The 22817-nt window shown below is 65.8% G+C and carries 15 protein-coding genes and 1 CRISPR repeat array; of the genes, 9 read left to right on the plus strand and 6 right to left on the minus strand.

Translation table 11 applies throughout. The features are described from left to right. The 6 genes from aroA to gyrA all read right to left on the minus strand — a co-directional run. On the minus strand, window positions 1-1505 hold a 1505-nt coding region (gene aroA, locus C667_RS09305; protein WP_004361645.1), incomplete at its 3' end, for a 3-phosphoshikimate 1-carboxyvinyltransferase. A gap of 52 nt (window positions 1506-1557) precedes the next feature. Beyond that, complete coding sequence (locus C667_RS09310; RefSeq protein ID WP_004361647.1) at window positions 1558-2445, minus strand: prephenate dehydrogenase; 888 nt, start codon at window positions 2443-2445, stop codon at window positions 1558-1560. A 14-nt stretch (window positions 2446-2459) separates the two neighbouring features. Continuing rightward, a complete protein-coding gene (gene hisC / locus C667_RS09315; RefSeq protein ID WP_004361649.1) occupies window positions 2460-3557 on the minus strand; it encodes a histidinol-phosphate transaminase in 1098 nt (365 codons plus the stop codon). Between the two features lie 62 nt (window positions 3558-3619). Further along, window positions 3620-4687 carry a prephenate dehydratase gene (gene pheA, locus C667_RS09320; protein ID WP_004361651.1) on the minus strand — a complete coding sequence of 356 codons (1068 nt, stop codon included), beginning with the start codon at window positions 4685-4687 and terminating at the stop codon, window positions 3620-3622. A gap of 79 nt (window positions 4688-4766) precedes the next feature. Next, entirely contained in the window at window positions 4767-5864 is a 1098-nt protein-coding gene (serC, locus tag C667_RS09325; RefSeq protein WP_004361652.1) for a 3-phosphoserine/phosphohydroxythreonine transaminase, read from the minus strand. Continuing rightward, window positions 5864-8524: a DNA gyrase subunit A gene (gene gyrA, locus C667_RS09330; protein WP_004361654.1), complete on the minus strand. Its 2661-nt coding sequence runs from the start codon at window positions 8522-8524 to the stop codon at window positions 5864-5866. Before gyrA ends, serC begins: the two co-directional genes overlap by 1 nt. Before the next feature lie 245 nt (window positions 8525-8769). Here gyrA and C667_RS09335 point away from each other — a divergent pair, with 245 nt between their 5' ends. The 9 genes from C667_RS09335 to cas2 all read left to right on the plus strand — a co-directional run bounded on the left by C667_RS09335 (window position 8770) and on the right by cas2 (window position 20864). Continuing rightward, window positions 8770-9780, plus strand: a complete 1011-nt coding sequence (locus C667_RS09335; protein WP_004361656.1) for a helix-turn-helix transcriptional regulator — start codon at window positions 8770-8772, stop codon at window positions 9778-9780. A 30-nt stretch (window positions 9781-9810) separates the two neighbouring features. Further along, window positions 9811-10020, plus strand: coding sequence for a hypothetical protein (locus C667_RS25675; RefSeq protein ID WP_157302267.1), 210 nt, complete (start codon window positions 9811-9813; stop codon window positions 10018-10020). Window positions 10021-10128: 108 nt separating this feature from the next. Further along, complete coding sequence (gene cas3g / locus C667_RS09340; protein ID WP_004361658.1) at window positions 10129-12858, plus strand: type I-G CRISPR-associated helicase/endonuclease Cas3g; 2730 nt, start codon at window positions 10129-10131, stop codon at window positions 12856-12858. Further along, on the plus strand, window positions 12858-13733 hold the full coding sequence (gene cas8g2, locus C667_RS25005) for a type I-G CRISPR-associated protein Cas8g2 (protein ID WP_004361661.1): 876 nt from the start codon (window positions 12858-12860) through the stop codon (window positions 13731-13733). The genes cas3g and cas8g2 overlap by 1 nt, the downstream gene beginning before the upstream one ends. Before the next feature lie 3 nt (window positions 13734-13736). After that, a complete protein-coding gene (gene cas7g, locus C667_RS25010; protein WP_004361663.1) occupies window positions 13737-14882 on the plus strand; it encodes a type I-G CRISPR-associated RAMP protein Csb1/Cas7g in 1146 nt (381 codons plus the stop codon). A 3-nt stretch (window positions 14883-14885) separates the two neighbouring features. Beyond that, the gene (gene csb2 / locus C667_RS24355; RefSeq protein ID WP_004361665.1) at window positions 14886-17129 is read left to right on the plus strand and encodes a type I-G CRISPR-associated protein Csb2; all 2244 of its coding nucleotides are present in this window, start codon (window positions 14886-14888) and stop codon (window positions 17127-17129) included. Beyond that, the gene (locus C667_RS09350) at window positions 17126-18604 is read left to right on the plus strand and encodes an ATP-binding protein (protein ID WP_004361668.1); all 1479 of its coding nucleotides are present in this window, start codon (window positions 17126-17128) and stop codon (window positions 18602-18604) included. The genes csb2 and C667_RS09350 overlap by 4 nt, the downstream gene beginning before the upstream one ends. Window positions 18605-18847: 243 nt before the next feature. After that, window positions 18848-20569 carry a CRISPR-associated endonuclease Cas4/Cas1 gene (locus C667_RS09355; protein WP_004361669.1) on the plus strand — a complete coding sequence of 574 codons (1722 nt, stop codon included), beginning with the start codon at window positions 18848-18850 and terminating at the stop codon, window positions 20567-20569. A 4-nt stretch (window positions 20570-20573) separates the two neighbouring features. Beyond that, a complete protein-coding gene (gene cas2 / locus C667_RS09360; RefSeq protein WP_004361670.1) occupies window positions 20574-20864 on the plus strand; it encodes a CRISPR-associated endonuclease Cas2 in 291 nt (96 codons plus the stop codon). Between the two features lie 225 nt (window positions 20865-21089). After that, window positions 21090-22719: direct repeats of the CRISPR family, unit length 36 nt; unit sequence GTCATCCACGGCGATCAGCCGTGGCCTCATTGAAGC. Window positions 22720-22817 lie beyond the last annotated feature (98 nt).

Genomic DNA, 22817 nt, shown 5'->3' on the forward strand with positions numbered 1-22817 from the left:
ACCCGCCCGCCCTCGAAGCGCGCCGGCAGCGTCGCGGCGAGCGCGGCCACGCCGGCCTCGTCCTCGAAGGCGACGCCCGCGCGCGTCGCCGCCAGCGCCACCAGGCGATAGAGCGAGCCGCTGTCGAGGTAGTGCCAGCCCAGCGCCTCGGCGACGCGCGCCGCCACCGTGCCCTTGCCCGAGGCCGAGGGGCCGTCGATGGCCAGCACCGGCACCGGCTGCGCCACCCGCGCGAAGGCCTCGAAGTAGCCAGGGAAGGTCTTGTTCACGCACTTCGGGTCGTTGATGCGCACGCGGCAGCCGCCCAGGCTCGCCAGCGAGAAGCACATCGCCATGCGGTGGTCGTCGTAGGTGTCGATCGCCGCCGGCTGCAGGCGCTGCGGGCGCTGCACCACCAGGTAGTCCGTGCCCTCCTCCACCGCGGCGCCGAGCTTGCGCAGCTCGGTGGCCATGGCGGCGATGCGGTCGGTCTCCTTGACCCGCCAGCTCGCGATGTTGCGCAACCGGCACGGCCCGTCGGCGAACAGCGCCGCCACCGCGAGCGTCATCGCCGCGTCGGGGATGTGGTTGAGGTCGAGGTCGAAGGCCTTCAGCACGCCGCCCGCGGGGGCCGCAGCCTCGATCCAGTTGTCGCCCAGGGTGATGCGCGCACCGAGCTGCTCGAGCGCCTCGGCGAAGCGCACGTCGCCCTGGATGCTGGTCCGGCCCACGCCCTCCACCCGCACCGGCCCGCCACCGATCGCGCCGGCGGCGAGGAAGTAGGACGCCGACGAGGCGTCGCCCTCGACGAACACCGTGCCCGGGCTGCGGTAGCGCGCGCCACCCGGCACCACGAAGCGCTCCCAGCCCTGCTGTCGCACCTGCACGCCGAAGCGCGCCATGAGCTCGAGGGTGATGCGGATGTAAGGCTTGGAGATGAGCTCGCCCACCACCTCGATCGTGGTCTCCACGCCGGTCAGCGGCAAGGCCATCAGCAGCGCGGTGAGGAACTGGCTGGAGACGTCGCCACGCACGCGCACCACGCCGCCGGGGCGGATCGTCGCCGGCTTCAGGTGCAGCGGCGGGTAGCCCTCGTTGGCGGTGCAGGTGATGTCGGCGCCGAGCTGGCGCAGCGCGTCGACGAGGTCGCCGATCGGGCGTTCGTGCATGCGCGGCACGCCAGACAGGCGGTATTCGCCGCCCGACAGCGCCAGCGCCGCGGTGAGCGGCCGGAACGCGGTGCCGGCGTTGCCGAGGAAGAGATCGCCGGTCTTCACCGGGAAGGGGCCGCCGACGCCGCGCACGCGGTAGTCCAGGCTGTCGCCCTGGCGCCGCCAGTCGACACCGAGCGCGCGCAAGGCCTCGAGCATGCGCTCGACGTCGTCGGACAGCAGCAGGTCGCGGATGTCGGTCTCGCCCTCGGCGAGCGCAGCGAGCAACAGCACGCGGTTGGAGATGCTCTTCGAGCCAGGCAGGCGGACGCTGCCGACGGCGCCCAGCATCGGGGGCAGATCGAGAAATTCCATCATGACCTCAGAAAACGGGGCCTGCCCCGCGGGACAGGAAAAAGCGCCGGTCTCACTCTGCGGTGCGGATCGGCAGGCCTTCGGCCCAGGCGTTGCGGGCGCGCCGGGCGCGCTCGAACACCGCCTCCAGGCCGTCGCCGTCGCCCTCGACCAGCATCATGCGCAGGCGGGCGAGCTCGCCGAGGTAGGCGTCGAGCTCCTCGAGCAGCGCCACCCGGTTGGCGACGCAGATGTCGCGCCACATCTCGGGGTGGCTGCCGGCGATGCGGGTGAAGTCGCGGAAGCCGCTCGCCGCGTGCGAGAACAGCAGCGGCGCGTTGCTGCGCCCGGCAAGGTCGTCGACCAGGCCGAAGGCGAGCAGGTGCGGCAGGTGGCTCACCGCGGCGAAGACGCGGTCGTGCTCCTGCGGCGTCATGCCGACGACGTTGGCGCCGCAGGCCTCCCAGGCGTCGCGGACCTTCTGCACGGCCTCGGGGCGGCTCTCGGGCAGCGGCGTCAGCACCACCTTGCGGCCCATGTAGAGCTCGGCGAAGGCGGCCTCGACCCCGCTCTTCTCGGCGCCGGCGATCGGGTGCGCCGGCACCACGTCGGCGAGCGCACCACCGAGGTGGCTGCGTAGCGCGGCGACCACGTCGCGCTTGGTGCTGCCGGCGTCCGTCACCACCGTGCCGGGGCGCAGGTGCGGCGCCATCGCGGCGAGGATCGCGTCGGTCTGCCCCACCGGCGCGGCGAGCAGCACCAGATCGGCGCCGTCGAGCGCATCCGCCCAGCCCTCGGCGATCTCGTCGATGACGCCGAGCGCGCACGCGCGCTCGAGCACCTCGCGCCGCCGGCCGATGCCGACGATGCGCCCGACCGCCCCCGCGCGCCGCAGCGCGAGCGCGAAGGAGCCGCCGATCAGGCCGACCCCGCAGACGACCAGCTTGCCGATGTGCGCCATCCTCCGCCCCTCGATCAGGCGAGCGCCTGGCGCAGCGCCTCGATGAAGCGCGTGTTCTCCTCGGGCAGGCCGATCGACACGCGCAGCCAGTGCGGCATGCCGTAGGCGGCGATCGGGCGCACGATCACGCCCTGGCGCAGCAGCGCCTGGTTGACCCCGATCGCGTCGCCCACCTTGAAGGTGACGAAGTTGCCGGCCGAGGGGATCCACTCCAGGCCGAGCTCGCGGAAGGCGGCGACGAGCTGGGCCATGCCGCGGCGGTTGACCTCGGCGCTGCGGGCGAGGAACTCGTCGTCGTCGAGCGCCGCCTCGGCCGCGGCGAGCGCCACCGAGGACACGTTGAAGGGCTGGCGCACCCGGTTCATCAGGTCGGCCACCTCGGGGTGGGCGATGGCGTAGCCCACGCGCAGGCCGGCCAGGCCGTAGGCCTTGGAGAAGGTGCGCGACACCAGCAGGTTGGGGAAGCGCGCCAGCCAGGCGATCGAGTCGTAGCGCTGCTCGGGGGCGAGGTATTCGGTGTAGGCCTCGTCGAGCACCACCAGCACGTGGCGCGGCACCTTGGCGAGGAAGGCCTCGAGCTCGGCGCCGGGGACGAAGGTGCCGGTGGGGTTGTTCGGGTTGGCGATGAACACCACGCGGGTCTGCGGCTCGATCGCCGCCGCCATGGCGTCGAGGTCGTGGCCGAAGTTCTTCGCCGCCACCTCGATGCCGCGCGCGCCGCGCGCGTTGGTGGCGAGCGGGTAGACCGCGAAGGCGTGGCGCGAATACACCGCCGACAGCCCGGGCGCGAGGAAGGCCTGCGAGGCGAGCTCGAGGATGTCGTTCGAGCCGTTGCCGATCACGAGCTGCGCGGGCTCCACGCCGAAGCGCGCGCACAAGGCCTTCTTGAGCGCGAACGCGCCGCCGTCGGGATAGCGCGAGATCTCGCCGATCGCGGTGATCGCGGCGTCGCGCGCACGCGCGCTCATGCCGAGCGGGTTCTCGTTGGAGGCGAGCTTGACGATGCTCTCCTCGGCGATGCCCATCTCGCGGGCGAGCTCCGAGATCGGCTTGCCCGGCTGGTAGGCCATGATCGCGCGGATGTAGTCGGGGGCAAGGCTGGCAATGCTCATGGGTCGTCTCCTGCTGCGGCCCGCACTTCGCGCGCGGGCCTGGTGTGCAATCGGGGCCGGGCTCAGATCGCCGCGACCGGATAGGAACCGATGATCTTCACGAAGGCGGCGCGCTCGTCGAGCTCGCGCAGCGCGGCGGCCACCTCGGGGTCGTCGCGATGGCCGTTGATGTCGGCGTAGAAAACGTACTCCCACAACCCGGAGCGCGCCGGGCGCGACTGCAGCTTGGTCATGTCGACCCCATGGCGGGCCATGGGCTCGAGCAGGCTGTGGATCGCCCCCGGGCGGTTGGGCGCGGAGAACACCAGCGAGGTGCGGTCCTTGCCCGAAGGCCCGGCGTCGTGGTCGGCGATGACCAGGAAGCGGGTGGTGTTGTTGGGGTCGTCCTCGATGTTGGGCGCGAGGATGTTGAGGCCGTAGAGCTGGGCCGCGGCCTCGCCGGCGATGGCGCAGGACTCGGGGTCCTCGGAGGCCATGCGCGCGGCCTCGGCGTTGCTCGCCACCGGGATGCGCGGCAGGTGCGGCAGGTTGCGGTTGAGCCACTCGTGGCACTGCGCGAGCGACTGCGCGTGCGAGTAGATGCGGCGGGCGGCGCCGATGCCCTCGGCGCGCGACATCAGCTGCTGGTGGATGCGCAGCCGCACCTCGCCGCACACCTTGAGCGGGTTGGCCAGCAGCAGGTCGAGCGTGCCGCCGACCGCGCCCTCGGTGGAGTTCTCGACCGGCACCACGCCGTAGTCGGCGTTGCCCGCCTCGACCGCGCGGAACACGTCGTCGATCGCCGCCATCGGCAGGAGGTTGGGCGCGGAGCCGAAGTGCTTGCGGCTGGCGCTCTCGGAGAAGGTGCCCGCGGGGCCGAGGTAGGCCACGCGCAACGGCTGCTCCAGCCCGAGGCAGGCCGACATCACCTCGCGGAAGATGGTCTTCACCGCGTCCGCGGACAGCGGGCCGGGGTTGAGCTCGGCCAGGCGGCGCAGGACCTGCGCCTCGCGCTCGGGGCGGTAGTACATCACCCCGCGCTTGATCTCGCCCACGCGCTGCGCGCAGCGCGCGCGCTCGGCGAGGCGGGCGAGGATTTCCTCGTCGATGCGGTCGATCTCGTTGCGCAGTTTCAGCAGTTCGTCGCTCATGCTCGGCCCGTGGCCCCTCCGGCTTGCGTCCTGATGTTGTTCCGTATTTCCGTTCCGCCTCGCCCTGCCCCGCGCGGCCTCAGCCGCGGCGGGCGGCGAAGTCGCGCAGGAAGTCGACCAGCGCGGCGACGCCTGCGATCGGCATCGCGTTGTAGATCGACGCGCGCATGCCGCCGACCGACTTGTGGCCCTTCAGCTGCACCAGCCCGGCGGCCTTCGACTCGGCGAGGAAGGCGTCGTTGAGCGCCTCGTCCTTCAGGAAGAAGGGCACGTTCATGCGCGAGCGGCAGGCACGCTCGATGCGATTCTCGTAGAAATCGCTGGCGTCGAGGAAGTCGTACAGCAGCTTCGCCTTGGCGACGTTCTGCGCCTCGATCGCGGGCACGCCGCCCTGGCGCTTGAGCCACTGGAAGACCAGGCCGGCGATGTAGATGCCGTAGGTGGGCGGCGTGTTGTACATCGAGCCGTTGTCGGCCACCGTCTTGAAGTCGAAGGCGGTGGGGCAATGCGGCATCGCATGGCCGAGCAGGTCCTCGCGCACGATCACGATGGTGAGGCCCGCCGGGCCGATGTTCTTCTGCGCGCCGCCGAAGATGAGGCCGTACTTCGACACGTCGATCACCCGCGACAGGATGTGCGAGGACATGTCCGCCACCACCGGCACCTCGGCGCGGCCGATCTGCGCGAGGTCGGGCTCGAAGGGGTACTCGAGGCCGCCGATGGTCTCGTTGGTGCAGGTGAACACATAGGCCGGATCGGCGGAGAGCTTCCACTCCGCCATCGCCGGCACCGAGGCGAAGCCGCCCGCCTCGGAGGAGGCCGCGATGTTCACCTCGGCGTACTTGCGCGCCTCCTTCTGCGACTTCTGCGACCACGAGCCGGTGACCACGTAGTCGGCCACGCGCTTTTCGCCCATCAGGTTCATCGGGATGATCGCGTTCTCGGCGATCGCCCCGCCCTGCATGAAGAGGATGCGGTAGTCGGCCGGCACCGCGAGCAACTCGCGCAGGTCGGCCTCGGCCTGGGCGGCGATCGCGGTGAACTCCTTGCCGCGATGGCTCATCTCCATCACGCCCATGCCGCTGCCGTGCCAGTCGAGCATCTCGTCGGCGGCCTGGCGCAGCACCTCCTCGGGCAGCGCCGCGGGGCCGGCGCTGAAGTTCCACACGCGGCTCATCAGGCTTCTCCTTCCTCGCCCGCGGCGGGGGCGTCGCCCTCGCCCGGCGCAGGCGCAGCGCCGGCGTCGCTGGCGGCTTCCTCGCCACCCGCGGCACCCTCGCCGCTCACGCGCATGCTCTCGTCCGACTCGGACTCGGCCACCTTCTCCACGCTTGCGAGCCAGGTGCCCTCGTCGAGGTTGATCAGGGTCACGCCCTGGGTCGAGCGGCCCATCTCGCGGATGCTCTCGACGCCGGTGCGGATCAGCACGCCGCCGGTCGAGATCAGCATGATCTCGTCGCTCGGCTCGACCAGCACCGCGGCCACCAGCTTGCCGTTGCGGTCGCTGGTCTGGATCGCGATCATGCCCTTGGTGCCGCGGCCGTGGCGGGTGTATTCGGCGACCGGGGTGCGCTTGCCGTAGCCGTTCTCGGTCGCGGTCAGCACCGACTGCGACTCGTCCTTGGCCACCAGCATCGCGATCACGGACTGCCCGTCTTCCAGCATCATGCCGCGCACGCCGCGCGCGTCGCGGCCCATCGGGCGCACGTCGGTCTCGGCGAAGCGCACCGCCTTGCCGGCATCCGAGAACAGCATCACGTCGCACTGGCCGTCGGTGATCGCCACCCCGATCAGGTGGTCGCCGTCGTCCAGGTTGACCGCGATGATGCCGGCCTTGCGCGGGTTGGAGAACGAGCTGAGCGCGGTCTTCTTGACCGTCCCCTCGGAGGTCGCCATGAACACGAAGTGCTCCTCGTCGAACTCCTTGATCGGCAGCACCGCGGTGATCTTCTCGCCTTCCACCAGCGGGAAGAGGTTCACGATCGGCTTGCCGCGCGAGTTGCGCGTACCCTCCGGCACCTCGTACACCTTCAGCCAGTAGCAGCGCCCGCGGCTGGAGAAGCACAGCACCGTGTCATGGGTGTTGGCGACGAAGAGGTGGTCGATGAAGTCCTCGTCCTTCATCGAGGTCGCCTGCTTGCCGCGGCCGCCGCGGCGCTGGGCGCGGTAGTCGGCGAGCGGCTGGCGCTTGAAGTAGCCGGTGTGCGACAGGGTCACGACCATGTCTTCGGGCGTGATCAGGTCCTCGATGTTGATCTCGGCGGTGTTCATCACCAGCTCGGAGCGACGCGGGTCGCCGAACTGGTTGCGGATCGCGCCGAGCTCCTCGACGATGATCGCGGTGATGCGCTCGGGGCGGGCGAGGATGTCGAGCAGGTCGGTGATGATATCCATCACCTCGCGGTATTCGCCGACGATCTTGTCCTGCTCGAGGCCGGTCAGGCGCTGCAGGCGCAGTTCCAGAATCGCCTGGGCCTGGGTCTCGGACAGGCGGTAGCCCTGGGCCTGCAGCCCATACTGCGGATCCAGCCCTTCCGGCCGGTAGCTGTCGGCGAGCGCGCGCGACAGCATCTCTTCGACCAGCGCCGAGCGCCACTCGCGCGCCATCAGCTCGCGCTTGGCATCTGCCGGCGTGGGCGCGGCCTTGATCAGCGCGATGATCTCGTCGACGTTGGACAGCGCCACCGCCAGGCCTTCGAGGACGTGGCCGCGGTCGCGCGCCTTCTTCAGCTCGAAGATGGTGCGGCGGGTGACGACCTCGCGGCGGTGCTCGAGGAAGCACACCAGCATCTGCTTGAGGTTGAGCAGGCGCGGCTTGCCGTCGACCAGCGCCACCATGTTCATGCCGAAGCTGTCCTGCAGCTGGGTGTGCTTGAAGAGCTTGTTGAGCACCACCTCGGGCATCTCGCCGCGCTTGAGCTCGATGACCAGGCGCATGCCCGACTTGTCGGACTCGTCGCGGATCTCGCTGATGCCCTCGATCTTCTTCTCGTTGACCAGCTCGGCCATGCGCTCCTGCAGGGTGCGCTTGTTCACCTGGTAGGGCAGCTCGTCGACGACGATGGCCTGGCGGTCGGTCTTGCCGATCGGCTCGAAGTGAGTGCGCGCGCGCATGATCACGCGCCCGCGGCCGGTACGGTAGCCCTCGCGCACGCCGGCGAGGCCGTAGATCAGGGCGGCGGTGGGGAAGTCCGGCGCCTGGACGATGTCGATCAGCGCCTCGATGTCGGTATCCGGCTCGGCGAGCAGCTTCAGGCAGGCATCGACGATCTCGCCCAGATTGTGCGGCGGGATGTTGGTCGCCATGCCCACCGCGATGCCGGCCGAGCCGTTGATCAGCAGGTTGGGGATGCGCGCGGGCAGGACGAGCGGCTCCTTCTCCGAGCCGTCGTAGTTCGGCCCGAAATCCACCGTCTCCTTGTCGATGTCGGCCAGCAGCTCGTGGCCGATGCGCGCCATGCGGATCTCGGTGTATCGCATCGCCGCGGCGTTGTCGCCGTCGACCGAGCCGAAGTTGCCCTGGCCATCGACCAGCATGTAGCGCAGCGAGAAGTCCTGCGCCATGCGCACGATGGTGTCGTACACCGCGGTGTCGCCGTGCGGGTGGTACTTACCGATGACGTCGCCGACGATACGCGCCGACTTCTTGTAGGCGCGGTTCCAGTCGTTGGACAGTTCGTGCATCGCGAACAGCACGCGCCGATGCACCGGCTTGAGGCCGTCGCGCGCGTCGGGGAGCGCCCGCCCCACGATCACGCTCATCGCGTAATCGAGGTAGGAGTGGCGCATCTCCTCTTCGAGGCTGATCGGCAGGGTTTCCTTGGCGAACTGGGTCATGCTGGGAGCGGACGGGCCGCGTTTACCAAAACGTGCGATGTTAGCACGCGACACCCACTATCAGCCTTGCCACCTCCGCCGGCACGGCCCTTCCCCGCGTCGGCCACCCGCCGGGCGTGGATACCGGAAATGCGCCCGCACTTCGAGCGCTCGATATTTGCTTGCCGGCGCCCATGGGCCTCGGCAATGATTCAAACATCATTCCCTAGCCGACTCGCATCGGTTACGAAACCGGTCCTCCCGCCATGAACCGTGCCGAACGCATCTTCCGCCTCCATCGCTGCCTCAAGTCCCGACAGCCACCCTCGCTCGCCAAGTTGATGGACGAGCTCGAAGCCTCGCGCGCCACGATCAACCGCGACCTCGAGTACATGCGCCTGCACATGGGCGCGCCGATCACCTACGATCGCGACACCAACGGCTACCGCTACGCTGCCGACGCACCCGAGTTCGAGTTGCCCGGCCTGTGGTTCAACCAATCGGAACTCCACGCGTTGCTCGCCTGCGAACAACTGCTGGAAGAGGTGCAGCCCGGCCTGCTCTCGCCCTACATCGGTCCTCTGCGCGCGCGCATCCGCAGACTGCTCGAACAAGGCGGCACCTCCGCCGAAGCCGTCAGCACGCGCGTGCTCCTGCGCAGCGTAGCGCGGCGCGACGTCGATCCCGAGCGCTTCGCCACCGTCGCCGCCGCCGCAGTCGGCCAGCGCCAGCTCCGCATCGACTACACGGGCCGCGCACGCGAGCGCACCACGACCCGCACGGTCCACCCTCAGCGCCTGGTGCGCTACCGCGACAACTGGTATCTGGTCGCGTGGTGCGAGCACGCCGCCGATCTGCGTATCTTCTCCCTCGACCGCATCACCGCTGCCGAGCCGCTCGACGCGCAGGCAAAGGATGTTCCAAGCGCGGAACTCGACCGCAACCTCGGCGCCAGCTTCGGCATCTTCGCCGGCTCCGCCCGCGCGTGGGCGGTGCTGCGCTTCACCGCCCATGCTGCGCGCTGGGTCGAGGCCGAAACCTGGCACACCGATCAGATCGGCCAGTGGCGAGGCAACGCCTACGAACTGCAGGTGCCGTACTCCGACGCACGCGAACTACGGATGGATATCCTGAAGTACGGCCCGGAAGTGGAAGTCGTCGCCCCGGAAGAGCTCCGCAGCGAGATCGCCCGGTGCCTCAACAGCGCGGCGGCACGCTACCGATCGGCGGAAGACCCAGCCGCAGGCTCACTCCCTGAGTCACCAGCGGGCGAATAATGCGGAGGAGATCTTGCACGGGAGACCGTAATGCCCAACCACGAGACGATGCCTCGCCCAGCGATATCGATTCCATCGCAAGAGCCCATTGCGATCACCGACGAGCGAATCCCACTGCCCATCCGCAAGCACGGGGAACGATTCCGCAAGCCGGCCCGATTCGCCGTCACGCTGGGAAATGGTGAATACGTCCTTCTTGCTGAGGATGGGGAGTGCCTGGATGTTGTCGGCTTGCCGTGACCGCGAAGTCAACTCGTCCACCGCCCCGAGGCAACTCCGCTGGCAACACGCTACGCCCTCCACTGGAGAGGCATCGACTTCCGCACCAGACGACCAAGAGTTTCCCAAATGAACTTCGCGAGCATGTTCCAGACATTGACCGGCCATGCGCCGATGCGCTGGCAGCAGCGCCTGTATGGCGAGCATTTTGCCAAGGGCGAGTTGCCATCCGCCATCAGCGTCCCGACCGGACTGGGCAAGACGGCGGTCATGGCGATCTGGCTTGTTTCGCTGGCTGAGCAGATGAAGGCCCGTGGCAAACCAGAACTACCCAGGCGCCTGGTCTATGTCGTGGACAGGCGTGCCGTGGTGGATCAAGCCACGAAATTCGCTGAAACCCTGCGCAAGAACCTCGGCAAGCCGGAAATCAGGGCCTTTGCCGACGCACTCGGTCTCGAGAACGCGAAGCTGCCCATCTCCACCCTGCGCGGGCAGTTCGTCGACAACCGCGAATGGCTGGAAGACCCGAGCAAGCCTGCCATCATCGTCGGCACGGTGGACATGATCGGCTCGCGTCTGCTCTTCGAAGGCTATGGCGTCAGCCGCAAGATGCGGCCTTATCACGCGGGGCTGCTGGGCGCGGATACGCTAGTGGTGCTGGACGAAGCGCATCTGGTCCCGCCCTTCGAGGCCCTGCTGGCGGAGATCGCGGACAACGCGGGGCGGTATGGACCGAGACGTGAGGACTTGGGTGTGATGGTGCCCAGGTTCCGGCTGCTTCCCCTCTCGGCAACCGGACGCAGGCCGACTGCGAGACCATTTGCGCTGGCGGAAAAAGACTTTCGGAATCCCGATGAGCCCATCGCAATCGCACGTCTGTTTGCCAGGAAGCGGCTAGTGTTGAAGGAGATCCGCGACCAGAAGCTGGCAGACGGAATGGCCGATCATGCCTGGGCGCTGGCGCAAGGCGAGAACAATGTGCTGCAGCCGGTACGCATCCTTGTCTATTGCGACTCGCGCGAGGTAGCACAGTCGGTCGGCGATGCGCTGCACAAGAGGGCCAAGGGTACGGTCGCAGCAGATCGCACAGCGCTTTTCGTTGGTGCCCGCAGGGTAAAGGAACGCATCGACGCCGAACGAGACTTGCAGGCACTGGGCTTTCTCGCAGACAACGGAGGGCAACGCGACCAGCCGTCGTTCCTGGTCGCCACTTCGGCGGGCGAAGTCGGAGTGGATCTCGATGCCGACCACATGGTCTGCGACCTCGTAGCTTGGGAACGCATGGTGCAGCGCTTCGGGCGCGTGAATCGGCGCGGCGGTGAAGATCGACAGGCAGAAGTGGTCGTGCTTGTGGAAGCCGCACCAAAGAAAGCGACGGACGAAGCGCTCGAACGCATCCGGGCACAACGCGCACCTTTTGGCGAGGCGCTCCAGGAAGGAGCCGATGGCCGCTTCGATGTCAGCCCCGAAGCCCTCCGCCAGCTGAGCGAGCGCACCCGCATCGACGACCGCCTTCTCAGCATCATCGCGGATGCCGGCTCCCCGATGCCACTGCGTCCCGCCTTGAACCGCGCGCTCGTGGATGCGTGGTCCATGACCTCGCTGCCCGAGCACACCGGGCGGCCCGAAATCGAACCATGGTTGCGCGGCTGGGTGAAGGATGAGCCGCAAACCACCATCGTGTGGCGCCGGAATCTCCCGGTTCGCGCGACGCCGGCAGTGAGCGGCAAGGACATCGAAGACTATTTCGAGGCCGCATCGATTCATTCCAGCGAGACGCTGGAAACCGAAACCTTCCGCGTAATGGGCTGGTTGCGAGCGCGGGCGAGCAAGCTCCGTGAAGCAATGCAACCCAGCGACATCGCCGGATTTGTGCTGACTGCGGACGGCAGGCACGTTCAAACCTTCCGGATTGGGGACTTCCTCGAGCACCAGAAGAGCGACAAGAAGCGCCAAGAGGAAGTCGCGAGGACCCTGTCTGGTAGAACGCTGGTCATCGACGCAGGCTTCGGTGGACTGAAAGACGGCTTGCTTAACGAAGACTTCGCCGATGCACCTATCGTTGCCGACGACGGCTCGAACTGCTGGATCGCCACCGATAACGGGAAGCCCCTAATCCGCTTCCGCATCTGCGAAACGACCGCACAAGCAGCCCCTGACCCGGACAGCGAGATCGCGAACGTGTGGCGCGAAAACCTGCGCTTCGATCTGGAGCGCAGTGCAACTGGCGAAGCCACACGCTGGCTCTCGATCCAGAAGTGGCGCGATACCTCCAACAATGAAAACGACCGCGCCGAAGGGCGGCCGCAATCGCTCGCCGAACACCAGTCCTGGACGGCGGTACGCGCGAACGCGATCGGCAAACGCCTTGCCTTGCCGGCTCAATACATCCGCACCGTGAACATCGCAGCGCGGCTGCACGACGAAGGCAAGAGAGGGCGTAACTGGAAGCGCGCCTTCCACGTCGAACACTATGCCAAGAAGCTTGGGATTCCCGGCCAGCCACTTGCCAAGACACCCCGCTTCAACTGGGCTTTGCTCGACGGCTACCGACACGAGTTCGGCTCGCTGCCTTATGCGAAAGACGACCCAGAGGTCAAAAGCCTCCCAGAGGAACTGCAGGATCTCGCGCTACACCTGATTGCAGCACACCACGGCCACGCACGTCCGTTGATCGCAACCAGCGGTTGCGACGACGCACCTCCTTCCGTACTGGAGGAGCGCGCCCGCGAAGTGGCGCTGCGCTACGCGCGCCTGCAGCAGCGTTGGGGGCCGTGGGGCCTAGCGTGGTGGGAAGCCCTGCTGCGTGCCGCCGACGCACAAGCGTCTCGTGCCAATGATGAAGGGGAGAACGACTGATGGCCGAATCCACAATTCCGGTGGACTTGTTCAACCCCGGGCAGGTGTTCGCCTGTCTGGGATTCATGGAACTGGCAGACGTACTGCTGGGTGAAGCCGCGGCAGGGTTCGATTGGAGTGACAAGTCCCACACCAGCTTTCGTCTTACAGCGATCGGAGATGAAGACCCCATAAAGACCGCAATCAGTTTTATCGTGAGCGCGGAAATAAGATCCGTTTCACCTTCGGCCGGAGTAATAAACACGAAAAAATGGAATATAGCGACACGAGAAGTGACTACGGACGAAGGCTTCTCGTCTCCCCTACCCGAAAGCCCCGCGACCTTACCTATCGAAATCGCCAAAGACGGCGCCATTTTTATGGTTGACCACTGGGGCGACGGCACGATTCGCGACAATGTGAAATTTTGGGCCGGCGCGGGCGGCTATCCAGGTGCAGCGCTTTGGCGCGATGCAGTAGATCTGGTAAAGGATCAGGCCGTTACTAGCTTTCGGGATCCGTTCTTCCTTTCAGCGCCGCAAAGCAGCAGCTTTCGATTCGACTGGCGCAGGGACTACATCCCAATAGACTCCGGGTTCTCGCCCAACGAGCATAATGAAATAGATATGATTGGCCATCCATTAGTGGAATTGTTTGCCGCCATTGGCTTGAGCCACGCGAGGCCGCTGCGTCCCACGAGGCGCGACAAACTCTCCTATCGCTATGGCGTGATAGGAAGCAGCCAAGAAAACTCACCTCTGTTGCCACCGACATTTCTACGTGCTGCTCTTGGCGCGGCAATACTACCCTTTCCGCAGCGAATTTTCTCCATGAGCATGGGATGGCCAGGCCAGGAAAACCAAGCGCGTTGCATTACCACCGTTACAGAGGAATGAATCATGACAAACGTTAGTGAAGATTACCTTAACCAACTCACCAACGATCCGTTAGGCCCCGTCGCACTGCACTTGAAGCAGAAGCTTCTTCCGATCGAAGGCGAAGGCGGCGTGATCTTTCCGCCCACCTATGCCGACATCGGCTACAACATCGACACCCTGTCGGACGGAACCAAGGTGGCGACGATCGACAGTGTCGGCTCGCAGGCCAATCGCTTGGAACCACTATTCAAAACTCCGCCCTACTCTGGCCTGATTCCGCAGATCGAAGTGGATTACGGCAGCGGGAAGGTTTCAATTCTCGAGGTCGGGCATCGCTTGGGCGATGCGCTGGTTCGATCCTCCACGCTCCAAAAAGAAGCGCAAGACGCGTTCAAAGAGTTGCTCGCGTCTGGCAATGCTCAAAAGCTTGCCAAGCTTGCGCCGACCTCACTGGTCTTTGGTGTCTGGGACTCTCGCGATACACAAGCCAAGCTTCCCCGGTTAGTGCAGTCCGTAATTCGGGCCTGGGGCGTTGAGGTACTAACACGTTCTGCGCAATACAACCCGCCGATCGATTACAGCGCCCTCGAAGTGTTTAGCGAAGAAGACAAAGCTAAACAAGAGGGCGACCCCAAGAGCCCCCTTGCGAAGCGCGGCTTTGTCCACGTTCCCAGCGGCTCCGCACTGGGCGGAATTGTTTGCCGTAACGGCATAGAGCAGGACATCACGATCAACCTCGTTGCTTTGCGCCGATTGCAGGCGGGCAGCGACGAGGAAACGAAGACGCTTCGGCGCTACCTTCTGGGCCTTTCGCTGGTTGTAGCGACCGCCCCGATGGATGGCTTTCTGCGGCAGGGGTGCCTTCTGGTTCCAGTGCCCGACTCCGATGCAAAGTGGCAAATCGTCGGACGGGATGGCAAGCGAAGCACAATCGCAATGGCGCATGACTTCGCAACAGACTATGCAGTAGCCAAGGCAGCAGAATTCGTTGTTGGTGAATCGAGGCTAGGTGACAAGGCTGTGAAATTCAGCAGGGACTTGGCGAAGACCGATGCAGCCTCAGGCGACAAGAAAGCCTCCGCAGGCGCCAAGGCGGGCAAAGGAGGCAAGGGCAAGAAACCGGGAGCCAGCGATGGAGCTTCGGAAGATGTGGCAGAAGAGGCGTGATCCATGACCCACTCCCTGTTCCTCTCCGTCCGCTTCCACGACGGTCGCTACCATGGCACAGGCGACTGGCCGCCATCGCCTGCGCGGCTGTTTCAGGCACTGGTGGCGGCCGCGGCCAAGCCTGGTCTCGATGATGCGAGCCGGGATGCCTTGGCATGGCTGGAGCGCCAAGCCCCGCCGACGCTCGCAGCGCCCACTGCGCACTCCGGACAACACGTCGGCCTGTATGTGCCCAACAACGACCTGGACGCCAAGGGCGGAGACATCCGGCGTGTGGCCGAGATACGCAGTTCGATGAAGCACATCCGCCCCCGCTTGTTCGATGTGGCCTTGCCGCTACTCTACGTCTGGCGGATCGATGACGACGGCAAGGCGGATGCGGCGTGCTTGTGCCGCATTGCCGAAGGTCTCTATCAACTGGGGCGTGGCGTGGACATGGCCTGGGCGATTGGCGAGGTGCTGGATGAAGCCGCCACCGAAAGCCGCCTGGCGGAATATCCGGGCGCGATCTACCGGCCGTCCTCGAGCAGTGTAGGAATGAAGCTCGCCTGCCCGATCGCGGGTTCGCTCCAAAGCCTCGAAGCTCGCTACAAAGCAAGCGCCATGCGTTTCCGCCATATCGTCGATGGCAGGACGGTCAGAACCGAATTTTCCAATGCGCCCCGACCATACTTCCGCTCAGTGGCGTACAACAGCCCTTCGGTTCGCACGCTTTTCGACCTGCGTCGCGCGACCGCATCCAGTTCGCCTTTCGCGTCCTCACCTTTGACGAAGGCGGCCGCACTGGTACAGACGCTGCGAGGCTGCGACGGCGAGGACGGACTTCCTGAGAGTGGTGCGTTCATGCGCCTGGCAAGGCACTTCGATCGCAGGCTGGTCAGCCGCATCCTGATCGGGCGCAATGCCGGGGAGGCCGACAAGGCACAGCGGGTGCGCATCATTCCGTTGCCGTCGATCGGCCACGTGCACGTCGATCGCGGCATTCGCCGCGTGCTGATTGAGGTTCCGCCGGACTGCCCGATTTCTGCAAACGACATCACCTGGGCATTCTCCGGATTGGAGGTCGAGGCGCAGGACGTCGATATCGAAACTGGCGAGATCATGGGCTCGCCGGTAGAACTGGTCCCGGCAGATGACGACGCGATGCTGATGCACTATGGCATTGGCGAAGCGGCCACTCCGTCGCACCTGTGGCGCAGCGTGACGCCGCTGGCCTTGCCGACAGCGGCGCGCCGTCACATCGATCCGGCCCGACGGCATGAGCAGGGGAAGAGCGGGGCAGAGTACTCTTCGGAGCAGAAGCAGGCATGTCACGAGATCGCCCAGGCGCTGCGTCACGCCGGGCTGCGCGACCGCATCACCCATGTGCATGTGCAGCGCGAACCCTTCGAGGCCAGGGGCGAGCGTGCCGAAGCCTTTGCAGACGGGACGCGCTTCTCCAAACATCAGCTATGGCATGCGGAGATCGAGTTTGCCGAGCCGGTCCATGGCCCCATCGTGCTGGGCAGCGGGCGCTATCTGGGACTCGGCCTGATGGCGCCGGTGCGCAAGGCGGAAGGCGTATTCGCATTCGCGATCGTGGATGGCATGCCTGCCAGTGCCGAACCGCTTGCACTGGCACGAGCCTTGCGCCGCGCCGTGATGGCTCGGGTACAGGCAGTACTCGGCAACTCGGCGGACCTGGCCTTGTTCTTTACCGGACATGAGCCGGACGGCAAACCGGCACGCAATGGCGGACATGCCCACCTCGCCTTCGTGCCCGACCTGGAACGCGAGCGCCTGCTGATCGTCGCCCCGCACATCATCGAACACCGGGAAGCTTCGAAGGATGAACGTCATCACCTGGAGACACTCGCCCAAGCACTCGTGGGGTTCGACGTGCTGCGCGCCGGCACCAACGGAAAGTTGCGGCTGGTACAGGAAACCGTGGATATGAACTGCGACCCGCTCTTTGCCGCAGCGACCGCATGGGTTGCCAGATCGCCTTACGTGGCCACAAGGCACGCCAAGCGCAATGGCGCGGATTCCTTGCAGAGCGACGTGACGACGGAAGTTCGGCGGCGCGGGCTGCCTGCTCCGCTGGTGGTGGAGCGTCGCCCGACTGAGGGTGAAGAGCTGTCGCTACGATTCGCGGTCGCCGTGTCAGGACCTCTTCTCCTTGGCAAGAGCATGCACTACGGTGGCGGTCTGTTTGCTTCAAGACCGCCTCTAGCCGGAACAGACAATCAAGCCGGACCCACGCCGTGACACCGGAAACCCACCTCGTCGAATGGAAGGAATCCTGGCGCGACGACTACCTGCGCTGGCTCTGCGGCTTCGCCAACGCCGATGGCGGTACCTTGATCATCGGCAGGAACGACGAGGGAGTAGCGGTCGGCGCCCCCGACGCCGAGCGGCTGCTCGTCGATCTGCCGAACAAGATTCGCGACACCCTTGGGATCATCCCTCCGGTGCGTGCCGTGGACGCGAAAGGCAAGATGCTCGTCGAGATCGAAGTCGAGCCATCTCCCACGCCCATCAGCTACGGGGGCGAATACCACTTCCGCTCGGGCAGCACGAAGCAGCACCTCACGGGCAACGCCCTGTCGGCGTTCCTGTTGCGCAAGCTCGGGCGCCATTGGGACAACGCGCCGGTGCCCGGGGTCGGCATTCGGGACTTGAGCCCGATCGCATTCAAGCGCTTCAAGGAGCACGCGAAGGGTGGAGATCGGCTGCCGCCGAGGGCACTTTCGGCAAGCCGCGCCGAGTTGGTGGCGCGACTTCGACTCACCGAGACTGGAATGCTCAAGCGCGCAGCCCTCCTGCTGTTCCACGAAGACCCCGAACGTTGGTTCACCGGCGCGTATGTGAAGATCGGAATGTTCCGCAGCGAGAGCGATCTCGCCTTTCACGACGAGGTGCATGGCGACCTCTTCACGCAGATGGAGCAGACCGTCGAACTGCTGCGCACGAAGTACATGGTGGCGTGGATCAGCTATCGCGGCCTGCAGCGCCTCGAGACCTTCCCGATCCCACGCGAGGCCCTGCGCGAGGCCGTTCTGAATGCGCTGATCCACAAGGACTACAGCTCGGGTACGCCCATCCAGATTCGTGTCTATCGCAACAAGCTGCGTATCTGGAACCCCGGCCAGTTGCCACCGACCTGGACTGCGGACAAGTTGCTGCAGCCACACGACTCGAGACCCCCGAACCCGGATGTCGCCAACACGTTCTTTCGTGCGGGGCTCATCGAAGCATGGGGACGCGGCTACGAGAAGATTCGAGACGCGTGCCACGAAGCCGGTGCGCCAGCGCCCGAGGTCGAGTTCGATGGGGGCGTGCGCCTCTTATGGCAGTGGCGGATCCCGGACGATACGGTCTCATCGTCGCCGGTAGAGTCGCAGGTAGAGTCGCAGGTAGGGTCGCGGGTAGAGTCGCGGGTAGAGTCGCGGGTAGAGTCGCCGGTAGAGTCGCCGGTAGAGTCGCAGATAGAGTCGCCGGTAGGGTCGCCGGTAGGGTCGCCGGTAGAGTCGCAGGTTCTGGCAGCGCTGCGCACCGGCCCGCTAGGCAAAACCGAACTTGCACGCGCGCTCGGCCGCAACAGACCATCCGGCCAACTGCACGAGGTGGTGCGGCGGCTCGTCGAGCGCGGTGCCATCACTCCGACCATCCCGGAAAAGCCCAACAGTCGCCTGCAGAAGTATCGCCTGACGGCGGCAGGCAAGCGATTGCGCCGCACCTGACGATCGGACTCCACGCCGAACAAGCTCTTTGACAATCCGGACTCCATTTCCGCGGCGCCCTTCCCTCCGGCGCCGCGGCCTCATTGCGCGCGAAGCGCTCACCACATCCCCTGCACCGCGCCGGGCGTTCTCCCTGCGGCGGTCTCCCTCGCCGGCCAGTTTGATCGACATCGACTCGCCAAGACCACCGCGATCGGGCGCCATGACGCGCTACCAAGGCATGTCAACAGGAGGAACCAAGGAATGGACGCCCCTCAACCGGAACTCCCGCTACCCTTCCCCGCCCAGGCCGGCGACATGCCGCTGCTGCCGGCGCGCATGATCAACGAATACCAGTACTGCCCGCGCCTGGCTTACCTGGAGTGGGTGCAGGGCGAGTGGTCCGAGTCTTCAGACACCGTGGACGGGCGCTACCGCCATCGGCGCGTGGACCGGCCCGGCGGCAGACTGCCCGATGCGGACGCTGGGGCCGAGGGCGAGCGTTTTCATGCGCGCTCGGTGACCCTGTCGTCGGAACGGCTCGGGCTGATCGCCCGCATGGACCTCGTCGAAAGCGACGGCGAGCACGCCACTCCGGTCGACTACAAGCGCGGCAAACGTCCACATGTGGAACGCGGCGCCTACGACCCCGAGCGCGTGCAGCTCTGCGTGCAGGGCATGATCCTCGAAGAGCACGGCTACCGCTGCGACGAAGGCGTGCTGTACTTCGTCGAATCGCGGGAACGCGTCACCGTGCGCTTTGATGACGAACTGCGCACGCTCACCCGCGCTGCGGTCGATGGCCTACGCTTTGTCGCAGCAGGAGGCCAGATGCCGGCCCCGCTGGAGGACAGCCCGAAGTGCCCGCGCTGTTCGCTGGTCGGCATCTGCCTGCCCGACGAGGTCAATTTCATCCGTCACGAGAAGATCGCCCCTCGACCGCTGGCCGTGGCGCGCGACGACGCGCTGCCGCTCTACATCCAGGCGCGCGGCGCCAAGCTCGCAAAACGGGGCGAGACACTGGAGGTGAGCGTCGACGACGAAAAGGTGCAGACGGTGAGGCTGATCGATGTCTCGCAGGTCGTCGTCATGGGCAACGTCTACATCACCACGCCCACGCTGCAAGAACTGATGCAGCGCGAGATCCCGGTGAGCTGGCACTCCTACGGCGGCTGGTTCATCGGCCACACGGTCGGCACCGGACACAAGAACGTCGAGATCCGCACCGCCCAGTACCGCGCGAGCTTCGACGAACGTCAGTGCATCCATCTCGCCCGCAACCTGGTCGTCGCCAAGATCCAGAACTCCCGCACCTTGCTGCGTCGCAACTGGAAGGACGAGGAAAAGCCGGAGGATCTGATCGCCGCGCTGCACACCGACGCCAGACGCGCCGAGCACGCCGCGAGCCTCCAGGAGTTGCTCGGCATCGAAGGCTCCGCAGCCGCGCGCTACTTCGGCAGCTTCGGAAAACTGCTCCGCACCGCCGCGACCAATGATCCAACCGACGCCGTGCCGAGCTTCGACTTCACCAGCCGTAACCGCCGTCCACCCACCGATCCGGTCAACGCACTGCTCTCCTTTGCCTACAGCCTCCTGGCACGCGCGTGGACCACGACGCTGTCGGCGGTCGGTTTCGATCCCTACCGCGGCTTCTATCATCAACCGCGTTACGGCCGGCCGGCGCTTGCCCTGGACAGGATGGAGCCGTTCCGGCCTCTGATCGCCGACTCCTGCGTAATCCAGGCGATCAACAACGGCGAGGTCAAGCCGGGCGACTTCATCCGCGCGGCCGGCAGCGTGGCGCTGACAGCCGACGGCCGGAAAAGCTTCATCGGCACCTTCGACCGCCGCCTCGGCCACGAAATCACTCACCCCTTGTTCGGCTACCGCATCAGCTATCGGCGGCTGCTCGAAGTCCAGGCCCGGCTACTCGCCCGCTTTCTGCTCGGCGAGATCCCGGATTATCCGAACTTCACGACACGGTGAGGCCATGGACGAGCATCTGTACATCGTGACCTACGACATCCGCGACCCGAAGCGCTGGCGGCGCATCTTCAGGATCATGAACGGCTATGGAGAATGGCTTCAGCTCTCCGTCTTCCAGTGCCGGATGAACCGGCGACGCCATGCTGAACTGATCGCGCTGCTCGACGGCTTGATCCATCATGCCGACGATCACGTCGTCCTCATGGACGTGGGCCCGGCCGACAAGGTCGCACCTCACATCACCAGCCTGGGCCGCAACTTTACGCCGATCGAACGCGCCTCCGTCATCGTCTGACGCCTCCGCGGCCGCGTTCCCTCCCGCCGAGGACCCGCGAGCGCTCCAGTGCCGCGCTTTGCCTCGGCCAGCGCTCGCGGCATCATAGGAGACTGAAAACATGGAGCATTTCCCCCAGGTCCCGGGTAGTATTCGGCTTGACTCGGACGCGTTGGGACGTATGCACACACAGCCCTCGCAAAAGGCGTCAGATCGCCAGCGGCAACAGGCGATTTCGCAAGGGCTGTCATCCACGGCGATCAGCCGTGGCCTCATTGAAGCTCGATGTTCTCGGCGATGTTCGAGAAGGTCTTGCCGCGTCATCCACGGCGATCAGCCGTGGCCTCATTGAAGCAGGACAACGGGGCCGTAGTAGCTCCCGTTCTCCTTCGGTCATCCACGGCGATCAGCCGTGGCCTCATTGAAGCAAGGACATCACCGTGAAACCCGAACGCAAACAACGCGTCATCCACGGCGATCAGCCGTGGCCTCATTGAAGCGTGCCGGCGCTTGAGGCTGCTACGGCATTCACGGTGGTCATCCACGGCGATCAGCCGTGGCCTCATTGAAGCACACCGCTTTTCGCCGAGATGGGCTACGCGGCCGCAGTCATCCACGGCGATCAGCCGTGGCCTCATTGAAGCTTGACCGAAGATAGCCGGCCTGCGCGATAGGTCGGGTCATCCACGGCGATCAGCCGTGGCCTCATTGAAGCCGCCTCTCCACCCGCGTCGTCATCAAGAACCTCGGCAAGTCATCCACGGCGATCAGCCGTGGCCTCATTGAAGCGGCTACGAGATCAAGCGCGAACTGATTCAGGAGGTGGGTCATCCACGGCGATCAGCCGTGGCCTCATTGAAGCCGGCGCATCCAGTCTTTGCCTACTCGCTTGGGCACGTCATCCACGGCGATCAGCCGTGGCCTCATTGAAGCACTTCGCTCGGCGATGCGATCGACGGGGCGATGGCGTCATCCACGGCGATCAGCCGTGGCCTCATTGAAGCAATCCGCACGGGGACGATTTCCCAGCCCAGGGCGGCGTCATCCACGGCGATCAGCCGTGGCCTCATTGAAGCGTGAGTGGACCGGGTGGGGTGGTTAGAAAATCCCTCGTCATCCACGGCGATCAGCCGTGGCCTCATTGAAGCAGCACCATGCGGGTCTTGAGCTCGACGTTGTAGCTGGTCATCCACGGCGATCAGCCGTGGCCTCATTGAAGCCGTCGAGATGCTGCCGTGGTATGCGGAGCTGGCAGGTCATCCACGGCGATCAGCCGTGGCCTCATTGAAGCCCGCATCGGGCGCGGTTGTGCTTCTTGCGGGACATCAGTGGTCATCCACGGCGATCAGCCGTGGCCTCATTGAAGCTCGGCGGGCAGCGCCTTGATGGCGTTGAGCACCTGCGGTCATCCACGGCGATCAGCCGTGGCCTCATTGAAGCATGTCGGCGATGAGGGCCTCGTGGCCCGGGAGGGCCGTCATCCACGGCGATCAGCCGTGGCCTCATTGAAGCACGATCACATCGCGGTTCTCGGCCCCGATGGCCGGCGTCATCCACGGCGATCAGCCGTGGCCTCATTGAAGCAACGTTTGCTCGCTTACGCCAAAGATTCCGGCCATTTCCGTCATCCACGGCGATCAGCCGTGGCCTCATTGAAGCATGCGCTTGATCGAGAGGTCGCGCAGGGCGGCGAGGTGTCATCCACGGCGATCAGCCGTGGCCTCATTGAAGCAGGGCGAAGCCGCTCGTGTCGAACTCGAACACCGGCGTCATCCACGGCGATCAGCCGTGGCCTCATTGAAGCGTGCTGGGCTCATGGCGTTACCCCAGCTTGGCGACTGTCATCCACGGCGATCAGCCGTGGCCTCATTGAAGCGTTGCTCAAGCCTTGGTGTTGCCGGCTCCCTGATTCCGCACAAATCTGGCGTCGTTAAACGGCGTCGTCGAGTGGGCGCCGGCGGCGCCGTAAACGGC

The organism is Thauera phenylacetica B4P (assembly GCF_000310225.1).
Classification (GTDB): domain Bacteria; phylum Pseudomonadota; class Gammaproteobacteria; order Burkholderiales; family Rhodocyclaceae; genus Thauera; species Thauera phenylacetica.

Excerpts from the sequence above, each read along its gene's own strand:
- C667_RS09310 (WP_004361647.1), bottom strand. The coding sequence starts at position 2,445 with ATGGCGCACATCGGCAAGCTGGTCGTCTGCGGGGTCGGCCTGATCGGC.
- hisC (WP_004361649.1), bottom strand. The coding sequence starts at position 3,557 with ATGAGCATTGCCAGCCTTGCCCCCGACTACATCCGCGCGATCATGGCC.
- pheA (WP_004361651.1), bottom strand. The coding sequence starts at position 4,687 with ATGAGCGACGAACTGCTGAAACTGCGCAACGAGATCGACCGCATCGAC.
- serC (WP_004361652.1), bottom strand. The coding sequence starts at position 5,864 with ATGAGCCGCGTGTGGAACTTCAGCGCCGGCCCCGCGGCGCTGCCCGAG.
- gyrA (WP_004361654.1), bottom strand. The coding sequence starts at position 8,524 with ATGACCCAGTTCGCCAAGGAAACCCTGCCGATCAGCCTCGAAGAGGAG.
- C667_RS09335 (WP_004361656.1), top strand. The coding sequence starts at position 8,770 with ATGAACCGTGCCGAACGCATCTTCCGCCTCCATCGCTGCCTCAAGTCC.
- C667_RS25675 (WP_157302267.1), top strand. The coding sequence starts at position 9,811 with ATGCCCAACCACGAGACGATGCCTCGCCCAGCGATATCGATTCCATCG.
- cas3g (WP_004361658.1), top strand. The coding sequence starts at position 10,129 with ATGAACTTCGCGAGCATGTTCCAGACATTGACCGGCCATGCGCCGATG.
- cas8g2 (WP_004361661.1), top strand. The coding sequence starts at position 12,858 with ATGGCCGAATCCACAATTCCGGTGGACTTGTTCAACCCCGGGCAGGTG.
- cas7g (WP_004361663.1), top strand. The coding sequence starts at position 13,737 with ATGACAAACGTTAGTGAAGATTACCTTAACCAACTCACCAACGATCCG.
- csb2 (WP_004361665.1), top strand. The coding sequence starts at position 14,886 with ATGACCCACTCCCTGTTCCTCTCCGTCCGCTTCCACGACGGTCGCTAC.
- C667_RS09355 (WP_004361669.1), top strand. The coding sequence starts at position 18,848 with ATGGACGCCCCTCAACCGGAACTCCCGCTACCCTTCCCCGCCCAGGCC.
- cas2 (WP_004361670.1), top strand. The coding sequence starts at position 20,574 with ATGGACGAGCATCTGTACATCGTGACCTACGACATCCGCGACCCGAAG.